The organism is Marinithermofilum abyssi, from assembly GCF_014641195.1.
GTDB lineage: Bacteria > Bacillota > Bacilli > Thermoactinomycetales > DSM-45169 > Marinithermofilum > Marinithermofilum abyssi.
Window position 1 is genome coordinate 40,586 of sequence record NZ_BMHQ01000003.1, and the last position, 16,412, is coordinate 56,997.

The window sequence follows — 16,412 nt, forward strand, 5'->3', positions numbered from 1 at the left end:
CGGGTTCCCGCCTAAATGATCACACCTGCCGCAACCGGTTCTTCCGAATTAGAATACGGCTTTGACCGCCCTTTCCTCGCAGCCGTTCCGGCTGTCGAATAAACCATAAAGCTAGTAAAGCTGTCAATCCGGCAGCGGCAGCGTTTCCCAAAAATAACCCGGTTTTCATCGCGGATAAAGCCCCGAAAGTCGGCGGTCCCAAAGCAACACCCAAAAAACGTACACTACCGTACAAAGAGGTGACAATCCCCCGCTCTTCTGAAGCGACGGCAGAAGTGATCATGGTGTTTAAACAGGGTAGGATCAGGCCGCTTCCAATACCGATTAACACCAGCAATCCGATGAGCAGATACGTGTTGGTGACAAAGGGAACGATACCCATCCCGGCTGCGATGGCGAGCAAGCCGATGATGATCAGCCGTTTCATCAACCGGGTTTTCTGATCAATGTGGCTGCCCGCCCAATAGGAAACCGAACTCATGGCCAGCAGGGGAATCGCCAGCACCAATCCTTTGAGAACACCGTCCAAACCATACCGTTTTTCCAGAAAGTCGGACAGGTAAAACAGCACCCCGAACAAAATGAACAAGGTAAGTGCTCCGGCTAAAAATGCCACCAGCAGCCATCTTCCTTGCCGTTTCCATGTTTTTAACAGCTGATCCCGATATTGGGATAATGGAGGGGGTTCCTTTTCCTGTTTGGGTTCCTTGATGAGAAACCAGACAGCCAACGCTGCAGGAATACATAGTACGGGAAAAGCAAAAAAGATGGCGACCCAGGAGAGAAGGGCGATGAGTGAACCCAGAATCGGGCTGACCACTTTCCCCATTCCGTTGGCTGCTTCGATGATTCCCAAAGCCCTGCTGCGTTCGTCTTTTTTATACAAATCGCTGACCAAAGCCATGGCAATGGGGGCTGTTCCAGCAGCTCCGATCCCTTGCAAAATGCGCCCGGTTAACATCAGCCAATAACCGCCGCCTGTCCAAAGAGCCGACAATCCGGAGATCACCCCCCCTGCTCCGTACAACAACAATGCGGGGGCGATCACTTTTTTCCGCCCAAACCGGTCGGAAAGGATGCCTGCCAATGGAATGACCACCCCTGCGGGAATGGAAAACAGAGTGATCAACAGGCTGACCTGCAGTTGGGATATGTGCAGGGAAGACTGGATCGTCGGTAATACAGGAATTAACATCGAGTTGCCCAAGACCATAATCAACGGAACGGTACTCAAGGTAACAATGACAAGAATTCCCGTGTTCTGTTGGGAGGATTGTTTCTCGGATGGAGTCAATGAATTCACCTCTTCTTCAATTGGTCACTTTGTTTATCCTGCCCAATCCGCTCGTTCTTATCGCTGCGGCTTCCGGGTATTTGTTCCTCCTCCTGTGGCGACACTATGTGGGAGAACTTAAGGAAAGGAAGCGAAATCATGGAATTAGATCAATTGCGCAGGGACCTGGCCTATATTAGAGGAATGGCGGAAGGGAGTCCGGATCTGGCTCGCAAGGGAGAAGGGCAGCTGGTTTTGCGGCTGCTGGATGTGATCGATCAACTGACGGAACAGAATCAACATCTGGAAGTACGTTTGAATGAATTGGAAGAATATGTGGAAGCTGTGGATGAAGATCTGAACGAGTTGGAACTCCTGATTTACGATGATGAAGAGATGGGGGAGTTTGACGAGGAAGACGAGGATGTCGGATATTGGGAGATGGAATGTCCGCATTGTCGTTCCTCCGTGCTGGTTGATGAGGAGGATATGCTGGATGATGGAGTGACAGAGATTCTGTGTCCGGAATGTCAAGGCGTCCTGTTGGGGACCAACGGAGAGGGGGGAGCTGTCGAAGCGAAACAATGGGAAGCTCCTGAATCCAAAGCGGACACTGTCGGTGATGAAGCTTCCCGTCATTGAGAGTTCCTTTTTGGCTGCCCAACTGGGCAGTTTTTTATTTTGGAATGCTTGTCCACACAAGTTTCGAATCTCCCTTCTTTTTTGCCGGGCTTGGTCATATTGATAGACCGGTGGCCATAAATATGGGGTAAATCCACGTTGGACAGGAGGTTGCGATGTGTGGTCGCAAGTAAAAGCCGTGCTTCCTCTGTCCATTCGCCAACGAGTGGAAAGTCTGTCCACTGAGATCCGTGACAGGCTGGAGGAAATACGGGTGCGGCAGGGTCGCCCTTTGGAATTGATCACAGCTGACCGGGCTGGATTTATCAGCCAATCGGGAAGATGGACCCCAGACCCCGCCAGCGCTTTTGTTCCGGATAGGGAAGATTGCAAAAAAATGTTGAACCTGGTAAGCCACCATTCCCTGTATGCACTTGAAGAAGAGCTTCGCAGAGGCTATGTCACGCTGGAAGGAGGCCATCGAATCGGTCTGGCTGGAAAAGTCGTAGTGGAAAACGGTAGGGTGAAACATCTCAGGGAAATCACCGGTTTTAACGTGCGGATTGCCCGCCAGGTCAAAGGAGTGGCGAGAGGGATTACTTCCTTGGTTTTAAAAAAAGACCGGGTGGAAAACGTGTTGATCGTCTCTCCGCCGCAATGCGGAAAAACCACCTTGTTGCGTGATTTGGCCCGTATGGCCAGCACGGGACTGCCGGGTATCCCCGGCCGAAAAATAGGCTTGGTAGACGAACGTTCGGAGATTGCCGGCTGTGTGGATGGCGTGCCTCAGTTGGATGTGGGTTCCCGTACGGATGTGATGGACGGCTGCCCCAAAGCGGAAGGGATGATGATGATGATCCGATCCATGTCCCCCGACATTCTCGTGGTGGATGAGATCGGACGCAAGGAAGACAGTGATGCGATTCATGAAGCGGTTTATGCCGGAGTGCATCTTTTCACCACCGCTCATGGACGCAACCTGGAAGAAGTGTGCCGCCGCCCGATTTTATCTCAATTGATTCAAGAAGGCATCTTTACCAGGATCATTGTATTAAGTCGGAGGAAGGGTCCGGGAACGGTGGAAGACGTGTATGACCAGCGGCTGACACCGGTTCGAAGGCAGGTGAAAGTGGGATGCTGAAGCTGCTTGGAGCGATACTGATTCTGGGATCCACCACCAGTGCCGGATTTCGGACTGCCCGACACTTTGCAGACCGGCCGCGCCAAATCCGTCAGGTGCGTCATGCCCTGTCGCTGTTGGAAACGGAGATTACGTATGGAGCGCGGCGTTTGGATGATGTGTGTGAGCAGATTGCTTCACGGGAAAAAGGACCGGTCCGGGAATTGTTCCATCGATGCAGTGAACACCTTCGAAACCGGGACGGCATTTCCACCTTTAGTTGCTGGGAGCTAGCAGTGGAAGAGGTGTGGCCCCAGACGAGCATGCAGAGTTCCGAAAGAGAGATTTTGTTGGACTTCGGTAAAACGTTGGGGGTTTCCGATCGGGAGGATCAACTGCAGCACTTGGCCCGAGTGCAAGCCAACCTGCAGGTGGAAGAGGCTCAGGCAAGAGATGAACAAAGCCGTTACGAAAAAATGTGCAAAAGTCTGGGGATTCTTGGAGGCGCTTTGATCGTTCTTCTGATGTACTGAATACCGTTGCGGGGAAGTGAGGGATACCGATGCCGTATAATGTGGACGCCATATTTCAAATCGCGGGAATCGGGATCATTGTGGCTATGTTGCACACGGTGCTGAAACAGATGGGAAAAGAAGACTACGCCCATTGGGTGACATTAATCGGTTTTGTAGTAGTCCTGTTCATGGTGGTGGTCTATGTAGAGGATCTGTTCCAAACCATTAAAAACGTGTTCCTCTTCAGTTCCTGAGAAGGGGGGCGGTCCACTTGGACATTATCCAGGTGGTGGGGCTAGGGTTGGTCGCCACCTTTCTGATTCTGGTGGTGAAGGAACAAAAGCCGGTTTTCGCATTTTTGCTCGCTACGGTGACGGGGGTGATCATCTTTTTAAGTCTGGTCGGCAAAATCTCCGATGTGGTCGGCGTGTTGACCAGACTGGCGGATCAGGCGAAAGTGAACACGATGTTTTTGGAAACGATACTCAAAATCATCGGCATCGCCTATATCGCCGAGTTTGGGGCGCAGGTCACCCGCGATGCAGGACAAGGGTCCATCGCTTCCAAGATCGAGCTGGCCGGCAAGATTCTGATCATGGTGATGGCGATTCCCATCATCACAGTCATCATTGAAACGATTGTGCAAATACTCCCTGCGTGAGGATGGTTTAGATGGCGGCATGGATGCGGGGGCTTCTAGCTTGCCTTTTTTTCCTCTTTGGATGGAGTTCTGTCTCGGAAGACGCTCATGCGGTTGAGAATTCCTTGGAGGAGAAAGTAATCCGGACCCAATTGGATCATTTGCAAACAGACGAAGTGAAATCCTACTGGGAGGAATTAAGCCGGGAATACAGCCAATTCCTGCCCGATCGTCAGCCGCCGGACATCTTCGATCTGATTCTTCAGGGGAAAGGGATCCGGTGGGGAGAGATCTTTGAGGGGATGATCCGGTATCTCTTCAATGAAGTGTTGTACAACGGCAAGCTCTTGGGTACCATTATCGTTCTTACCGTACTAAGTATGATTCTGCAAACGCTGCAAACCGCTTTTGAGCGCAACCAAGTCAGCAAAATTGCTTATGCCATCGCGTTTCTCGTAATTATTATCCTGGCTCTGAACAGTTTTTCGGTGGCAGTGGATTCGGCCAAGATGGCCATCAGCCGCATGATTCACTTTATGTTGGCGCTTGTTCCGCTGGTAATGACACTCTTGGCCTCGATGGGAAACTTCGGTTCCGTCGGGATGTTCCACCCGTTAATCGTGTTCATGATTCACGCCATCGGCACCTTGATCTACACCGTTGTTTTTCCGCTCCTGTTTCTGTCAGCGGTATTGAGCATCGTCAGCTGCCTTTCCGACAAATACAAAGTGAATCAGCTGGCCAACCTGCTTAGAAGAATCAGTATCGGGCTCATCGGCAGTCTACTTACCATCTTTCTGGGCATTATCTCGGTTCAGGGCGCAACGGCAGCGGTGACGGACGGTGTGACGATCCGAACGGCAAAATATGTGGCCGGCAACTTCGTTCCTGTAGTGGGACACATGTTTTCCGATGCGGCTGATACAGTGGTAGGCGCCTCCTTGCTGGTAAAAAACGCGGTGGGGTTGGCGGGAGTCGTTATCCTGCTTTTCATCAGCGCATTTCCTGCCTTAAAGATTCTTTCTCTGGCGTTCATCTATAGCTTTTCAGCGGCGGTGATGCAACCGTTGGGTAACAGCCCCATTGTCGAATGTCTTGAAATCATATCCAAAACCCTGATCTATGTATTCGCGGCGATGGCCACGGTTGGATTGATGTTTTTCCTCGCCATCACCATTATTGTCGCAGCCGGCAATATCTCGGTCATGATACGGTAGGTGATTCCCTTTGATCCAATGGTTGAGTGAATGGTTAAAGCAAATTGTGCTGCTTGTCCTGATCGCCACCTTCATGGACTTGCTTCTTCCCAACAATGCGATGGAGCGGTACGTGAAACTGGTGATGGGTCTATTGATCGTCTTGGCGATCTTGTCTCCCATCTTCCAGATAATTAAACACGATTTCGACCTGACATCCCTGGCATTTCAACAACCGAAGGAAATTCGGGGAGATTTGACTTCCGTGGAGACCATCCGGCAACAGGGCAAGGAATTGCAGCAGCAACAGGATCAATGGGTGAAGGATCAGGTGGAATCCCAATTGGAAAAAACGATCCGACAATCGGTGGAGAAGGAGTTCGATGTGGAGGTGATGGAGGCCCAAGTGGTAACCAACACAGGGGAGAAAGGTAAAAGTCCGGCCATACGCCAACTTCGAATCAAGATCCGGCCGGAACCCCCGCCAAAGGATCGCACCGCGATGAAACCGGTGGAGAGAATAGATCTGGTTCGCATACAGCCCGGGATGTCCGAGGAACCCAATGAGAAGAAAAAGGCTGCCACCCCGGAAGAGAGGCGCTGGCGGGACCGCATCACCCGGTTTCTATCCGAATCGTGGAAAGTGGAACCCCGACAGGTTCGCGTAACTGTTGAGGGTGTGTCGTAGGGAGGGGATCCGATGCTGAATTGGCTGTTGAACCGGTTGGAAGAAGCGATGGGCGGCGGCAATCAAAAAGGAAGAAAAGTCAAAACGTTTCGCTGGCTCATCATCGTGGGTTGTTTGGGATTGGCTTTGATGATTCTCTCTTCTTTCTTTTCCGTCCAAGAAGAGGCGCTGCCACAGGATACGACACAAGAGCCTGAGACACAAGTAACCCCCTCCGCTGGCTGGAAGAAAGAGAAGGGTGACATGACCATGCGGGATTATGAAGAGTTGTACGAAACGCAGTTATCGGAAGTATTGAACAATATAGTCGGGGTGGATGATGTGAAAGTGATGGTCAATCTGGATTCCTCAGAGGAGACCGTGGTTGAAAAAGATACCCGGGATACGGAACAAGTGACCGATGAAGCGGATACCCGAGGTGGAAACCGCAAGATTCATGAGCATACCCAGGACGAAAAGGTGGTGTTGCGGCGGAACGGAAACGGGGATCAACCGATAGTGGTCAAAAAATTGAAGCCTCGTATTCGCGGAGTCCTAGTCGTGGCCAAAGGTGCTGAAAACTTGAAAATTAAAGCGGCAATCATTGATGCCGTACAACGGGTGCTGGATGTACCTATTCACCGGATTTCAGTGTTGCCCAAAGGCTAAGGAGGGATTGAAATGAACATGAATAAACAGACGGTTTGGCTGGTGACGATGCTGACCCTGATGGTGGTACTGTCCGCCTATTACATCGTGACAGGGCCGGTGGAGCCGGCGGATCAGATGGTATCCAAAGAAAAAGTGGACGATGGGCAGATTGAAGTGAAGACGAAAGAGTCGGGGAAGGCAGAAAAGGATGAAGTCAAAAAAACGGCGAAAGAATCCGACAGTGACTACTTCGTGGGCTATCAGTTGCAACGGAGCACTCTCCGTTCCAAGATGACGGAAGACTACATGAAGATCTTGACGGATCCCGAGGCTTCCAAAGAAAAGCTGAAAGAAGCCCAAGCCAAGATCGACGAATTGATGAAAGTGGATAAATCCGAATCGGTGATGGAGGACCTGATTCGGGCGGAAGGATTTCGCGATGCTGTCGTTATTAACACTGATAAGAATGTAGACGTGATCGTGCAAAGTGACAAATTGAGCCGCTCTCAGGTGGTGAAACTGTTAAGCATGGTTAAGCGGCAGATGGATGTTCCGGCCAACCGCATTTCCATCGCATACCGTCCGTAAGGGCGGTTTTTCATGTCCGGGCTTGCCAGAGAGGCAAGCCCGGATTAGGTTTAGCTCTTTTTTCAAATGGTACATATGTGTTTGGGCTCACCCGCCACATCAGGTCGTGTTCCATGAAATACGGGCCGAGGCGCTGAGGTTTTCCTCTGCCATTGTATAAATGGTTTCGGGATCAAGGATTTTCACCGGGGTAGTTTCGGAAAGCAACAAAGAATTTCTTCATGGACAAACCTTTGTGGGAAGGATCCACGGGATGCGGGAGATTGATTCAGAAGGGGCGGAATCGTACAATGGACATAGACCGGGAAAAAGCGCCCGTTTCCGCCTACATATTTCTTTTTGCTTGAGACGAGGGTGGACTTGCGATAATATTGAACGGTACAAAAAGTTCACCGGAAACATCGGAAGAGGAATGCGCCATCCAGGGTATACAAAGAAGGGATGGGGAAACGGACCCACCTCGTCCGATAGAATATCGCGATTATTTGGAGGGATAGACTGTGCCCTTGAAAATGCACGAGCTTCGAGAATTGATTCGTTTGGTGGATGAGTCTCAAATCGAGGAATTTGAACTGGAAAATGACGGTGCCAAAGTGGTGATCAAGAAAGGACTGTCGGGTCAAGCGGAAGTAATGGCTCCGACTGCGGCCCCTGCTTCTGTTCAAGCGCCTCAGGAACCACAGCCAGCACCAGCGGCTCAGCCTGCACCGCAACCGTCGGCGAAAGCTGAGGCTGTCGCACCGGCTCAAGGAGAAGCGGAAGAGGATGACAGCCGATATCACAAAATTGTTTCTCCGATGGTGGGAACTTTTTATCGGGCTCCGGCACCGGATGCGGATCCTTATGTGCAACCCGGGGATCGTGTGGATGAAAAAACCGTCGTTTGCATCGTGGAAGCCATGAAGCTGATGAACGAAATCGAAGCGGAAGTCCGCGGTGAAATCGTAAAAGTATTGGTGGAAAATGGACAGCTGGTGGAATACGGTCAACCGCTGTTCTTGGTCAAGCCTGAATAGTTTTTGGAGGAGAGGAAGCGGATGTTTAATAAAGTATTGGTGGCCAACCGGGGAGAGATCGCGGTCCGTGTCATTCGGGCCTGCCGGGAATTGGGTATTTTCACGGTGGCCGTCTATTCCGAAGCGGATCGAGACGCTTTGCATGTCAAGTTGGCAGATGAAGCGTACTGTATCGGACCGGCCTCTTCCAGGGAAAGCTATTTGAACATGACCAACCTGATGAGTGTTGCCACCTTGGTTGAGGCAGATGCGATCCATCCGGGGTATGGATTTTTGGCGGAAAATGCCGATTTTGCGGAGCTATGTGCAGCCTGCAACATTACCTTTATCGGACCTGATCCGGAAGCTATCACCAAAATGGGGGACAAGACAACCGCCCGGGATACGATGAAGGCTGCGGGAGTTCCTGTGGTCCCCGGAACCGAAGGAGTCATTGAAGACATCGACAAAGCGGTGGAAACGGCCCGGGACATCGGATATCCGGTGATTGTCAAGGCGACTGCCGGCGGTGGTGGAAAAGGGATGCGCGTGGTGCACAGCGAAGAGGAGTTGAAGCGGGCCATCAACATGGCGCAGCAGGAAGCGGAAGCCAATTTCGGAAATCCCGGTGTGTATCTGGAGAAATATTTGGTCGAGCCCCGTCATATTGAGATTCAGGTCTTGGCGGATAAACACGGTAATACGATTCACCTGGGTGAACGGGATTGCTCCATCCAGCGCAGATACCAAAAGCTGATCGAGGAAGCGCCGTCGCCCGCTTTGGATGCGGATCTGCGGGAGCGGATGGGACAGGCGGCAGTCGCTGCTGCGGAAGCGGTCAACTACTCCGGCGCGGGTACCGTGGAATTCCTGCTGGATAAGGAAGGCAACTTCTATTTCATGGAGATGAATACTCGTATCCAAGTGGAACATCCGGTAACCGAGCTGGTAACCGGAATCGACTTAGTGAAAGAACAGATCATGGTGGCCGCCGGCGAACCCTTGTCCGTTTCCCAGGACGATGTTCAAATCGACGGCTGGTCCATCGAATGCCGTATCAATGCAGAAGACCCGGACCGCAAATTTATGCCGACGCCGGGGAAAATTCAGTTTTACCTTCCGCCGGGAGGAACGGGTGTCCGTGTGGACAGCGCTGCTTATCAGGGATACAAGATTCCTCCTTTTTATGATTCCATGATTGCCAAACTGATCGTGTGGGGCAAGGATCGGCCGGAGGCGATCAGCCGAATGAAGCGGGCTTTGGCGGAGTTCGCCATTGACGGTGTCAGCACGACGATCCCATTTCATATGAAGCTGCTGAACAACCGCCATTTTGCTGAAGGAAATTTCCATATTCAATTCTTGGAAAACACCAACCTGGACGAGGAGGAATAAGCATGGCTGATCAACCGCATACGGAACCGCAAGTGACGGATCTCGGGAAAATTGAGATTGCCCCCGAGGTGTTGCAGATTATCGCCGGACTGGCTGCTCTGCAAGTGGATGGTGTTTTGGGAACCAGCGGGGGGGTTGTCAGTGACATCACCCAGTTCCTCGGCCGCAAAAATCCCAAACAAGGCATCCGGGTTGAACTGGAAGAGGACACGAAAATCGTCGTCTCCATCATCGTGGAATACGGCAAGAAGATTCCGGAAGTAGGACGGGAAGTGCAGGTGAGAGTGAAAGAAGCGGTAGAAACCATGACCGGTTTGCCTGTTTCCGATGTAATTGTCCGTGTTGTGGAAGTGAAAATTCGCAATAAAGCCGATGAAGAAGGGGACAATCAGCGCTTAAAATAAAAATATAGAAACCGGATGGGGGAGGCAGCGGGATGGGGATGATGAATCGGGTCTACCTGACGGTGTTCAGCTTGGCCGTGGGCGCCTTTTCAATCGCGGGCATAATGATGGGTCTGAATGCGGGGGTTGGAAACGAAGCGGTGCTTACCGACCTACTGCATCAATATTATCGCGATTCCGGCGCCCAATGGAGCCTGGCCCTGATCAGCACCTTGGTGCTGGTGGCCAGTTTGCAGTCGTTGTTTGGGGTGATCCGTCGGCGACAGGAAGATCCCGGCGTCGATCGACTGACAGAATTTGGTCATATTCGGATTTCATTGAAAACACTGGAGAACTTGTCGGTAAAAGCTGCCCGTCGAGTCAAAGGGATTCGGGACTTGACGGCCCGGGTCCGTCATGACGGGAGCAATTCCTCCGTTGGAATAGGGTTAAAATTGACGGTAGATGGAGAAACTCCTATCCAAACCCTGTCCGAACAATTGCAAGAAACGGTGAAGCATTATTTAGAAGAAGTTGCAGGGGTGGATGTCAATCAGATCTCTGTATACATAGCAGACACTGTTCAGCCTAACCGTTCCCGGGTACGTGTGGAATGAGGTGTTCGGACATGCTGGATCGCCTTTGGGAGACCCACCGTGGACGGGTTGTTGGAACAGTAGTCGGTTTTGTCTTGGGCCTGATTTATCTAATCGTCGGTTTTTGGAAAACGATGGTGTTTGGGTTGTTTGTCGGAGTCGGCTTTTGGATTGGACATCGCATGGATCGTCGGGATGACGTCGGTGAAGTGCTGGAAAACATTTTTCCGGATAAATGGTTTCGAAAATCATAGTCCCGGCCGGAAAGGCTGGGTGTTTTTTTTGGAGGTGGATGATCGATGGCCCGAAGGTTAGTCAGGGAAAAGGCGCTGCAAACCTTATACCAATATGAGATGAATCCCGGCATGCGGGAACGAGTGGTGGCCAAAGAAGCCGATGAACTAAAGCCGCAGGTTTCCCCGGATGATCTCTCTTTTTTCAAACGTTTGACCGAAGGTGTCATTCGCCATCAGGAAAAATTGGATGAAGTTATCCAGGGGTATCTTCGCAATGACTGGACGATCTCGCGCCTTCCTTCCCTGGACCGGATCATTTTGCGGATGGCATTGGTTGAGCTGGTGTTTGAGGAGGAGATTCCCTACGGTGTCACTTTGAATGAGGCGGTCGATCTAGCCAAAACGTTCAGTACTGAGGAGTCGAGGAAATTCATTAATGGTGTACTGGCCAGTATGGTGAAGGAGATGGAAACCATCCGCAAATCCTTTGCCGGTGAGGACGCATGAGCCGTACTGCCATCCTGGGGATTGATACGAGCAATTATTGCACTTCCCTTTGTCTTATAGATATGGAGGGTAACCGGTTGGCGGATCGGCGCCAATGGTTGAGTGTTGCTGAAGGGGAAAAGGGATTGCAGCAGTCTGCTGCTGTTTTTCAGCATGTGCGCAATCTGCCTCTGTTGTTTGAGTCAGTGGATTTAAACGGTATACACATCGGTGGGGTTTGTGTCAGCCGGACACCCCGGCCGGTGGAAGGTTCGTATATGCCGGTATTTCAGGTGGGAACCGGATGGGGCACGTCTTTGGCTCATGCCTGGGGGGCCCCCTGTTTTTTTACCACCCATCAGGAGGGGCATATTGAAGCAGGTGTAAAAACAGCGGATCGGCCGATGACGGATGGCTCGTTCTTGGCCGTACACCTCTCCGGAGGGACGACGGAGGTTCTGCGGGTGGATCCCTTGCCTGACGGTTATCGTGTGGAACTGTTGGGAGGTACAAAGGACTTGAATGCGGGACAGTTGGTAGATCGGCTCGGTGTCTCCATGGGACTTTCTTTTCCTGCCGGACGTGAACTGGAGAATATCGCTCTCCAAGCGGACGGCAGTGAAAAAGTGACGGTGCCTTCATCGGTTCAAGGGCTGCAATGTTCTTTTTCCGGTCCGGCAACACACCTGTTGCGTATGTGGGAACGCCGGGAAGCATCCAAAGAAGCGATAGCGTTTGCAGCATTTCGGTGTATTGCCAATACATTGGAGAAGTTGCTCTTGCATGCTTGGGAGAACCGCCTCCCCAAACAGGTTTTGATCGTTGGCGGGGTTGCAGCCAATCGGTTGATTCGTGAACGGTTGCGCAGCCGATTGGAGCATCCTGCAGTGGGAGCATCGCTACATTTTGCCGATCCCCGGTTTTCGGGAGACAACGCTTATGGGGTAGCCTCCTTAGGGCTGAAAAAATCGAACGTTTTATAACGGATCAGTAAACATCGTTCGGTATTCCTTTACACCAGCGGAAGCAAGGAGTAAACTGGGGGCAAATCCATTAACACGATTGGAAAGGGGATACCCAGTTGGCACAAGGAAAGCTGATTGACGGAAAGCAAATCGCAGCCGAGTTGAGACAGGAACTGAAATCCGAGGTGGCAACGATTGCCATCCGTGGTGTGACACCGGGACTTACTGTCGTCCTGGTAGGCAATAACATGGCTTCGGAAACCTATGTTCGTGGAAAAATCCGGGCATGTGAGGAAGTGGGTATCCGTTCCGACCTGATCCGGTTGCCGGAAGAGACGGAGGAAGACACCCTGCTTGCCGAAATAGACCGGTTGAACCAGGACGAGACCGTACACGGGATTTTGGTTCAACTTCCGCTTCCCCGGCAGATTTCCGAGGAAAAAGTGATTGCCCGCATCCGTCCAAAAAAAGATGTGGACGGCTTTCACCCCATCAATATGGGCAAGTTGGCCACAGGTTTAAAAGGGGCTTTTCTGCCTTGTACGCCCCATGGCATCCTGCAGATGTTGAAGCGGAGCCATATTGAAATTGCCGGGAAGCATGCCGTGGTCGTGGGCCGCAGCAACATCGTCGGAAAGCCGGTGTCGCTGCTGTTGCAAAAAGAGAATGCCACGGTGACGATGTGTCATTCCCGCACGAAGGATTTGGCTTACTTTACGCGACAGGCGGATATCCTGGTCGCTGCTGTGGGTAAATACGGGTTAATCACGCGGGATCATGTCCGTCCAGGTGCCGTTGTGATCGATGTCGGCATGAACCGGTCGCCGGAAGGAAAGCTGGCGGGGGACGTGATGTTTGAGGAAGTTCGGGAAGTGGCTTCCCATATTACGCCCGTTCCCGGGGGAGTCGGTCCTATGACGATTGCTATGTTATTGTATAATACCGTGGAGGCAGCCAAAGCGGCTTTGGATTCTTAAACAGGTGGTGGGCGTGATGTCGCAGGGAAGGGAACAAGAGATTTGGTCGATCACGGATCTGGTAGCCTATCTGAGCGGTGTCATCGATCAAGACGAAGGATTGAATACGGTCTGGGTTCAGGGGGAAATCTCCAACTTCCGCCATCACGCCCGCGGTCACATGTATTTTACCTTGAAGGATGAACACTCTCGGATGCGGGCAGTGATGTTCGCAGGGAACAACCGCCGGCTGAAATTTCTCCCCAAAGACGGGGACGATGTTTTGGTAAGAGGGCGCGTAGGTGTTTATGAACGGGACGGTCAGGTACAGCTCTATGTCACCCAGATGCAGCCTAACGGAATCGGGGGGCTGTATGTAGCTTTTCAACAGCTGAAAGAACGATTGGATGAAGAAGGCCTTTTTTCTCCTGTTCATAAAAAAGCTTTGCCGTTTTTTCCGCAGCGCGTCGGAATCATCACTTCTTCCAGCGGTGCTGCCGTTCGTGATATTATCACGACGATTCGTCGCCGCTCTCCGATGGTGGACATATTGCTCCATCCGGTTCCGGTGCAAGGGGAAGAGGCTCCGGTCGCCATTGCGGATGCCTTGTACCGTATGAACCGCCAACAGGTGGACGTGATTATTGTCGGCAGGGGCGGCGGGTCCTTGGAAGAATTATGGGCTTTTAACGAAGAAGTGGTGGCCCGCAGTATTTTCGATTCCAGCATCCCCGTCGTTTCCGCAGTGGGCCATGAGACAGATACCACGATTTCCGATTTTGTAGCCGATGTTCGTGCGGCCACTCCAACTGCGGCTGCGGAGCTGGTTGCACCGCGCATGGACGAACTTTATGAACGGTTGAATGCTTTGAGAACAAGATTAAACCGGGCTGTTAAGCTTCAAGTGGACAGGACGAGAGAAACCTTGCGCCGTTTGCGGGAACGACCGGTGCTGCGGAAGCCGTACGTCCGACTGGAACAGGAGGAACAACGTCTGGATCAATTGCAGCAACAGTTGCAACAGGCATTGCGGATACAGTTGGTTCCTTATCGCAGCCGATTGGACCGTTCACGGTACCGGTTACAATCACAATGTCCCTCGAAAAAGGCGGCTGCTTTAAAAGAGCAGTTGGTTCAGCTGCGAAAAAACTGCCAAGGAGGGATGTTCCAGACTTTAAAGGAGTATCAAACGCGGTGGCTGCGTGCTTTGGACCGGTTGGAGGCTTTAAATCCGCTTCAGGTAATGCGGCGGGGGTATTCTCTGGTCTACCGTTACCATGAACGTCGTTTGGTTACCTCGGTGAATCAGGTGCAGCCGGGGGATCTCCTTCGCATCCGCCTGAAGGATGGACAGTTCAAGTGCCAAGTATGGGGAAAAGAGGAGGGTCGCTATGAGCGAAACCGATCGGAATAATAGGTGGGAGCATCTGGAAAAACTCCCTTTTGAACAGGCAATGGAACGCCTGGAAGAAGTGGTCGACCGGTTGGAGAACGGTGATGTTTCACTGGAAGAAGCCATTCAGCTGTATGAAGAAGGGATGAGGCTGTCCCGCATCTGTGGAGAGAAACTGGACAAAGTGGAACAGCAGATGGAGATGTTGGTACAGGAAAATGGGGAATGGGTGAAAAAGCCTTTTCAACCCGAGGAGGATTCGGAATAACGGTGGAAACATTGCAAGCCTATTTTGAAAATAAAGGCGCGTTGATACAGCAAGCGCTGCGGTCTCTTATGGAAGAGATGTCCGAAGTTCCCGACCGCTTGCGGGAATCCATGTCCTATTCCTTGTTGGCCGGGGGAAAACGATTGCGGCCGCTCTTGGTGTTGGCAACCTCTGAAGCGTTGGGCGGGGATGAAAAACAAGCGCTTCCTTTTGCCTGCGCGGTTGAAATGATTCATACGTATTCGCTGATCCATGACGATCTCCCCGCTATGGACAATGATGATTACCGCAGGGGCCGCCTTACCAACCATAAAGTTTTTGGTGATGCCATGGCCATCTTGGCAGGGGACGCACTGTTGACGAAAGCCTTCGGGATCATGGCCTCGGCTGCCAAAGAAGCAGGTATGAGTGCAGATTCGGCCCTTTCTCTGATCGAGGAGGCCTCCATCCGTGCCGGAGCGGAAGGAATGGTGGGCGGCCAAGTGAAGGATATCCTGGGTGAAAACCAACAGCTCACCCTGGAAGAGCTGCAGAGCATCCACCGTTCGAAAACCGGTGATCTCCTCACCTTGTCCGTTCGCATGGGTGCTCTGGTTGCCAACGCTCAACCGGATCAGCTGTCCGCATTGACAAAATATGCCGAGCGGTTGGGGCTGGCCTTCCAGATTCAAGATGATATTTTGGATATTGTCGGCGACAAGGATAAGTTGGGCAAGCCGGTCGGAAGCGATGAAGAAAAGCATAAATCCACCTATCCGGCCCTGTTGGGGCTGGAAGAGTCCCGACGTTGGGTAAAGCGATTGGCCGCTGAGGCGAAAGAACTTGTCTTACATGAAGGAATTTGGGCGGAACGATTGATTCAGATCGCGGATTTCCTGGTTACGCGGGAGCAATGAACAACGGCGAAGATGAGGCTGACCGGTAAGCCCGTCTTCGCCGTTTTCGCGGTTACGATGGGGAGGCGCGCTTCTGCGATTCCCCTTCGTTGTCGCTTGAAACCGCATTGTGATATAATGACCTCAATGCAGGAGTGGTGCAGTATTCTAGTCAGTCCGCCTCTCCTGAAGGCGGGGCTAAAAATCCGCCAAAGGGCACATCGATGAAGTTCTTGGTGTTGGCTTCCGACGCCCAGTCGGGGGTTGATGCTGGGAGTTAAGGTTGGAGGGCGATCCGCAAGGGCATGCGGGCGTGGACCCTCCTTCCGCGGAGGCCCAAGTACGTGGTCTGACGTCACCGTACGGCAGACGACGGCTTGGGGGATGAACCTGCATGTGGGAACGGCGAACCTGTATGCAGCGTAGCCTGCCTTGAGTGGTGTTGCGGGGATACGACAAGCTTCCGTCGTTGAAAGCAGCACTGCAAAAGAGGCTAGGGAGACGGGAACGGGCTGTTGAGGAAAACTCCTAGACTGTTTGCTTTGGCAAGGCTGTCCGGGGATTGAAGTGCGGACTAAGTGGCAATCCAGTCC

At 52.1% G+C, this 16,412-nt stretch carries 21 protein-coding genes; 20 read left to right on the forward strand and 1 reads right to left on the reverse strand.

The features are described from left to right. Positions 1-19: 19 nt before the first annotated feature. Positions 20-1,294, reverse strand: coding sequence for an MFS transporter (locus IEW70_RS04565; protein ID WP_229751828.1), 1,275 nt, complete (start codon positions 1,292-1,294; stop codon positions 20-22). A 138-nt stretch (positions 1,295-1,432) separates the two neighbouring features. Between IEW70_RS04565 and IEW70_RS04570 the strand changes: the two genes are divergently transcribed. The 20 genes from IEW70_RS04570 (at position 1,433) to IEW70_RS04665 (ending at position 15,840) form a co-directional block, all read left to right on the forward strand. Beyond that, complete coding sequence (locus IEW70_RS04570; protein ID WP_188646759.1) at positions 1,433-1,915, forward strand: CD1247 N-terminal domain-containing protein; 483 nt, start codon at positions 1,433-1,435, stop codon at positions 1,913-1,915. A gap of 157 nt (positions 1,916-2,072) precedes the next feature. Continuing rightward, positions 2,073-3,035 carry a stage III sporulation protein AA gene (spoIIIAA, locus tag IEW70_RS04575; RefSeq protein ID WP_188646760.1) on the forward strand — a complete coding sequence of 321 codons (963 nt, stop codon included), beginning with the start codon at positions 2,073-2,075 and terminating at the stop codon, positions 3,033-3,035. Further along, the gene (gene spoIIIAB / locus IEW70_RS04580; RefSeq protein WP_188646761.1) at positions 3,029-3,547 is read left to right on the forward strand and encodes a stage III sporulation protein SpoIIIAB; all 519 of its coding nucleotides are present in this window, start codon (positions 3,029-3,031) and stop codon (positions 3,545-3,547) included. The genes spoIIIAA and spoIIIAB overlap by 7 nt, the downstream gene beginning before the upstream one ends. Positions 3,548-3,576: 29 nt before the next feature. Continuing rightward, positions 3,577-3,783 carry a stage III sporulation protein AC gene (gene spoIIIAC / locus IEW70_RS04585; protein WP_188646762.1) on the forward strand — a complete coding sequence of 69 codons (207 nt, stop codon included), beginning with the start codon at positions 3,577-3,579 and terminating at the stop codon, positions 3,781-3,783. Positions 3,784-3,800: 17 nt separating this feature from the next. Then, positions 3,801-4,190 carry a stage III sporulation protein AD gene (gene spoIIIAD / locus IEW70_RS04590; RefSeq protein WP_188646763.1) on the forward strand — a complete coding sequence of 130 codons (390 nt, stop codon included), beginning with the start codon at positions 3,801-3,803 and terminating at the stop codon, positions 4,188-4,190. A gap of 11 nt (positions 4,191-4,201) precedes the next feature. Beyond that, on the forward strand, positions 4,202-5,386 hold the full coding sequence (gene spoIIIAE / locus IEW70_RS04595; protein ID WP_188646764.1) for a stage III sporulation protein AE: 1,185 nt from the start codon (positions 4,202-4,204) through the stop codon (positions 5,384-5,386). A gap of 10 nt (positions 5,387-5,396) precedes the next feature. Then, positions 5,397-6,053 (forward strand): stage III sporulation protein AF, encoded by a 657-nt coding sequence (spoIIIAF, locus tag IEW70_RS04600; RefSeq protein WP_188646765.1) that lies wholly within the window; start codon positions 5,397-5,399, stop codon positions 6,051-6,053. A gap of 12 nt (positions 6,054-6,065) precedes the next feature. Continuing rightward, positions 6,066-6,701 carry a stage III sporulation protein AG gene (spoIIIAG, locus tag IEW70_RS04605; RefSeq protein WP_188646766.1) on the forward strand — a complete coding sequence of 212 codons (636 nt, stop codon included), beginning with the start codon at positions 6,066-6,068 and terminating at the stop codon, positions 6,699-6,701. A gap of 12 nt (positions 6,702-6,713) precedes the next feature. Beyond that, the gene (locus IEW70_RS04610) at positions 6,714-7,271 is read left to right on the forward strand and encodes a SpoIIIAH-like family protein (protein ID WP_188646767.1); all 558 of its coding nucleotides are present in this window, start codon (positions 6,714-6,716) and stop codon (positions 7,269-7,271) included. Between the two features lie 512 nt (positions 7,272-7,783). After that, the gene (gene accB / locus IEW70_RS04615; RefSeq protein WP_188647058.1) at positions 7,784-8,287 is read left to right on the forward strand and encodes an acetyl-CoA carboxylase biotin carboxyl carrier protein; all 504 of its coding nucleotides are present in this window, start codon (positions 7,784-7,786) and stop codon (positions 8,285-8,287) included. A 21-nt stretch (positions 8,288-8,308) separates the two neighbouring features. Then, positions 8,309-9,661: an acetyl-CoA carboxylase biotin carboxylase subunit gene (gene accC / locus IEW70_RS04620; RefSeq protein ID WP_188646768.1), complete on the forward strand. Its 1,353-nt coding sequence runs from the start codon at positions 8,309-8,311 to the stop codon at positions 9,659-9,661. Positions 9,662-9,663: 2 nt separating this feature from the next. Continuing rightward, complete coding sequence (locus tag IEW70_RS04625; RefSeq protein WP_188646769.1) at positions 9,664-10,065, forward strand: Asp23/Gls24 family envelope stress response protein; 402 nt, start codon at positions 9,664-9,666, stop codon at positions 10,063-10,065. A 32-nt stretch (positions 10,066-10,097) separates the two neighbouring features. After that, on the forward strand, positions 10,098-10,661 hold the full coding sequence (gene amaP, locus IEW70_RS04630; RefSeq protein ID WP_188646770.1) for an alkaline shock response membrane anchor protein AmaP: 564 nt from the start codon (positions 10,098-10,100) through the stop codon (positions 10,659-10,661). 11 nt (positions 10,662-10,672) lie between these two features. Further along, positions 10,673-10,894 (forward strand): DUF2273 domain-containing protein, encoded by a 222-nt coding sequence (locus IEW70_RS04635; protein ID WP_188646771.1) that lies wholly within the window; start codon positions 10,673-10,675, stop codon positions 10,892-10,894. Between the two features lie 45 nt (positions 10,895-10,939). Beyond that, positions 10,940-11,383 carry a transcription antitermination factor NusB gene (gene nusB / locus IEW70_RS04640; protein WP_188646772.1) on the forward strand — a complete coding sequence of 148 codons (444 nt, stop codon included), beginning with the start codon at positions 10,940-10,942 and terminating at the stop codon, positions 11,381-11,383. Next, complete coding sequence (locus IEW70_RS04645) at positions 11,380-12,345, forward strand: Kae1-like domain-containing protein (RefSeq protein ID WP_188646773.1); 966 nt, start codon at positions 11,380-11,382, stop codon at positions 12,343-12,345. The genes nusB and IEW70_RS04645 overlap by 4 nt, the downstream gene beginning before the upstream one ends. 98 nt (positions 12,346-12,443) lie before the next feature. After that, on the forward strand, positions 12,444-13,304 hold the full coding sequence (gene folD, locus IEW70_RS04650) for a bifunctional methylenetetrahydrofolate dehydrogenase/methenyltetrahydrofolate cyclohydrolase FolD (protein WP_188646774.1): 861 nt from the start codon (positions 12,444-12,446) through the stop codon (positions 13,302-13,304). Positions 13,305-13,320: 16 nt separating this feature from the next. Beyond that, positions 13,321-14,697 carry an exodeoxyribonuclease VII large subunit gene (gene xseA, locus IEW70_RS04655; RefSeq protein ID WP_188646775.1) on the forward strand — a complete coding sequence of 459 codons (1,377 nt, stop codon included), beginning with the start codon at positions 13,321-13,323 and terminating at the stop codon, positions 14,695-14,697. Then, a complete protein-coding gene (gene xseB, locus IEW70_RS04660; RefSeq protein WP_308423127.1) occupies positions 14,675-14,944 on the forward strand; it encodes an exodeoxyribonuclease VII small subunit in 270 nt (89 codons plus the stop codon). Before xseA ends, xseB begins: the two co-directional genes overlap by 23 nt. 2 nt (positions 14,945-14,946) lie before the next feature. Further along, a complete protein-coding gene (locus IEW70_RS04665) occupies positions 14,947-15,840 on the forward strand; it encodes a polyprenyl synthetase family protein (protein WP_229751829.1) in 894 nt (297 codons plus the stop codon). The last annotated feature ends 572 nt before the right edge of the window (positions 15,841-16,412 follow it).

What these genes read in the sequence shown, in the direction of transcription:
- IEW70_RS04570 (WP_188646759.1), top strand. Translation starts at nt 1,433, where the DNA reads ATGGAATTAGATCAATTGCGCAGGGACCTGGCCTATATTAGAGGAATG.
- spoIIIAB (WP_188646761.1), top strand. Translation starts at nt 3,029, where the DNA reads ATGCTGAAGCTGCTTGGAGCGATACTGATTCTGGGATCCACCACCAGT.
- spoIIIAC (WP_188646762.1), top strand. Translation starts at nt 3,577, where the DNA reads ATGCCGTATAATGTGGACGCCATATTTCAAATCGCGGGAATCGGGATC.
- spoIIIAE (WP_188646764.1), top strand. Translation starts at nt 4,202, where the DNA reads ATGGCGGCATGGATGCGGGGGCTTCTAGCTTGCCTTTTTTTCCTCTTT.
- spoIIIAG (WP_188646766.1), top strand. Translation starts at nt 6,066, where the DNA reads ATGCTGAATTGGCTGTTGAACCGGTTGGAAGAAGCGATGGGCGGCGGC.
- IEW70_RS04610 (WP_188646767.1), top strand. Translation starts at nt 6,714, where the DNA reads ATGAACATGAATAAACAGACGGTTTGGCTGGTGACGATGCTGACCCTG.
- accB (WP_188647058.1), top strand. Translation starts at nt 7,784, where the DNA reads ATGCACGAGCTTCGAGAATTGATTCGTTTGGTGGATGAGTCTCAAATC.
- accC (WP_188646768.1), top strand. Translation starts at nt 8,309, where the DNA reads ATGTTTAATAAAGTATTGGTGGCCAACCGGGGAGAGATCGCGGTCCGT.
- IEW70_RS04625 (WP_188646769.1), top strand. Translation starts at nt 9,664, where the DNA reads ATGGCTGATCAACCGCATACGGAACCGCAAGTGACGGATCTCGGGAAA.
- amaP (WP_188646770.1), top strand. Translation starts at nt 10,098, where the DNA reads ATGGGGATGATGAATCGGGTCTACCTGACGGTGTTCAGCTTGGCCGTG.
- IEW70_RS04635 (WP_188646771.1), top strand. Translation starts at nt 10,673, where the DNA reads ATGCTGGATCGCCTTTGGGAGACCCACCGTGGACGGGTTGTTGGAACA.
- nusB (WP_188646772.1), top strand. Translation starts at nt 10,940, where the DNA reads ATGGCCCGAAGGTTAGTCAGGGAAAAGGCGCTGCAAACCTTATACCAA.
- IEW70_RS04645 (WP_188646773.1), top strand. Translation starts at nt 11,380, where the DNA reads ATGAGCCGTACTGCCATCCTGGGGATTGATACGAGCAATTATTGCACT.
- xseA (WP_188646775.1), top strand. Translation starts at nt 13,321, where the DNA reads ATGTCGCAGGGAAGGGAACAAGAGATTTGGTCGATCACGGATCTGGTA.
- xseB (WP_308423127.1), top strand. Translation starts at nt 14,675, where the DNA reads ATGAGCGAAACCGATCGGAATAATAGGTGGGAGCATCTGGAAAAACTC.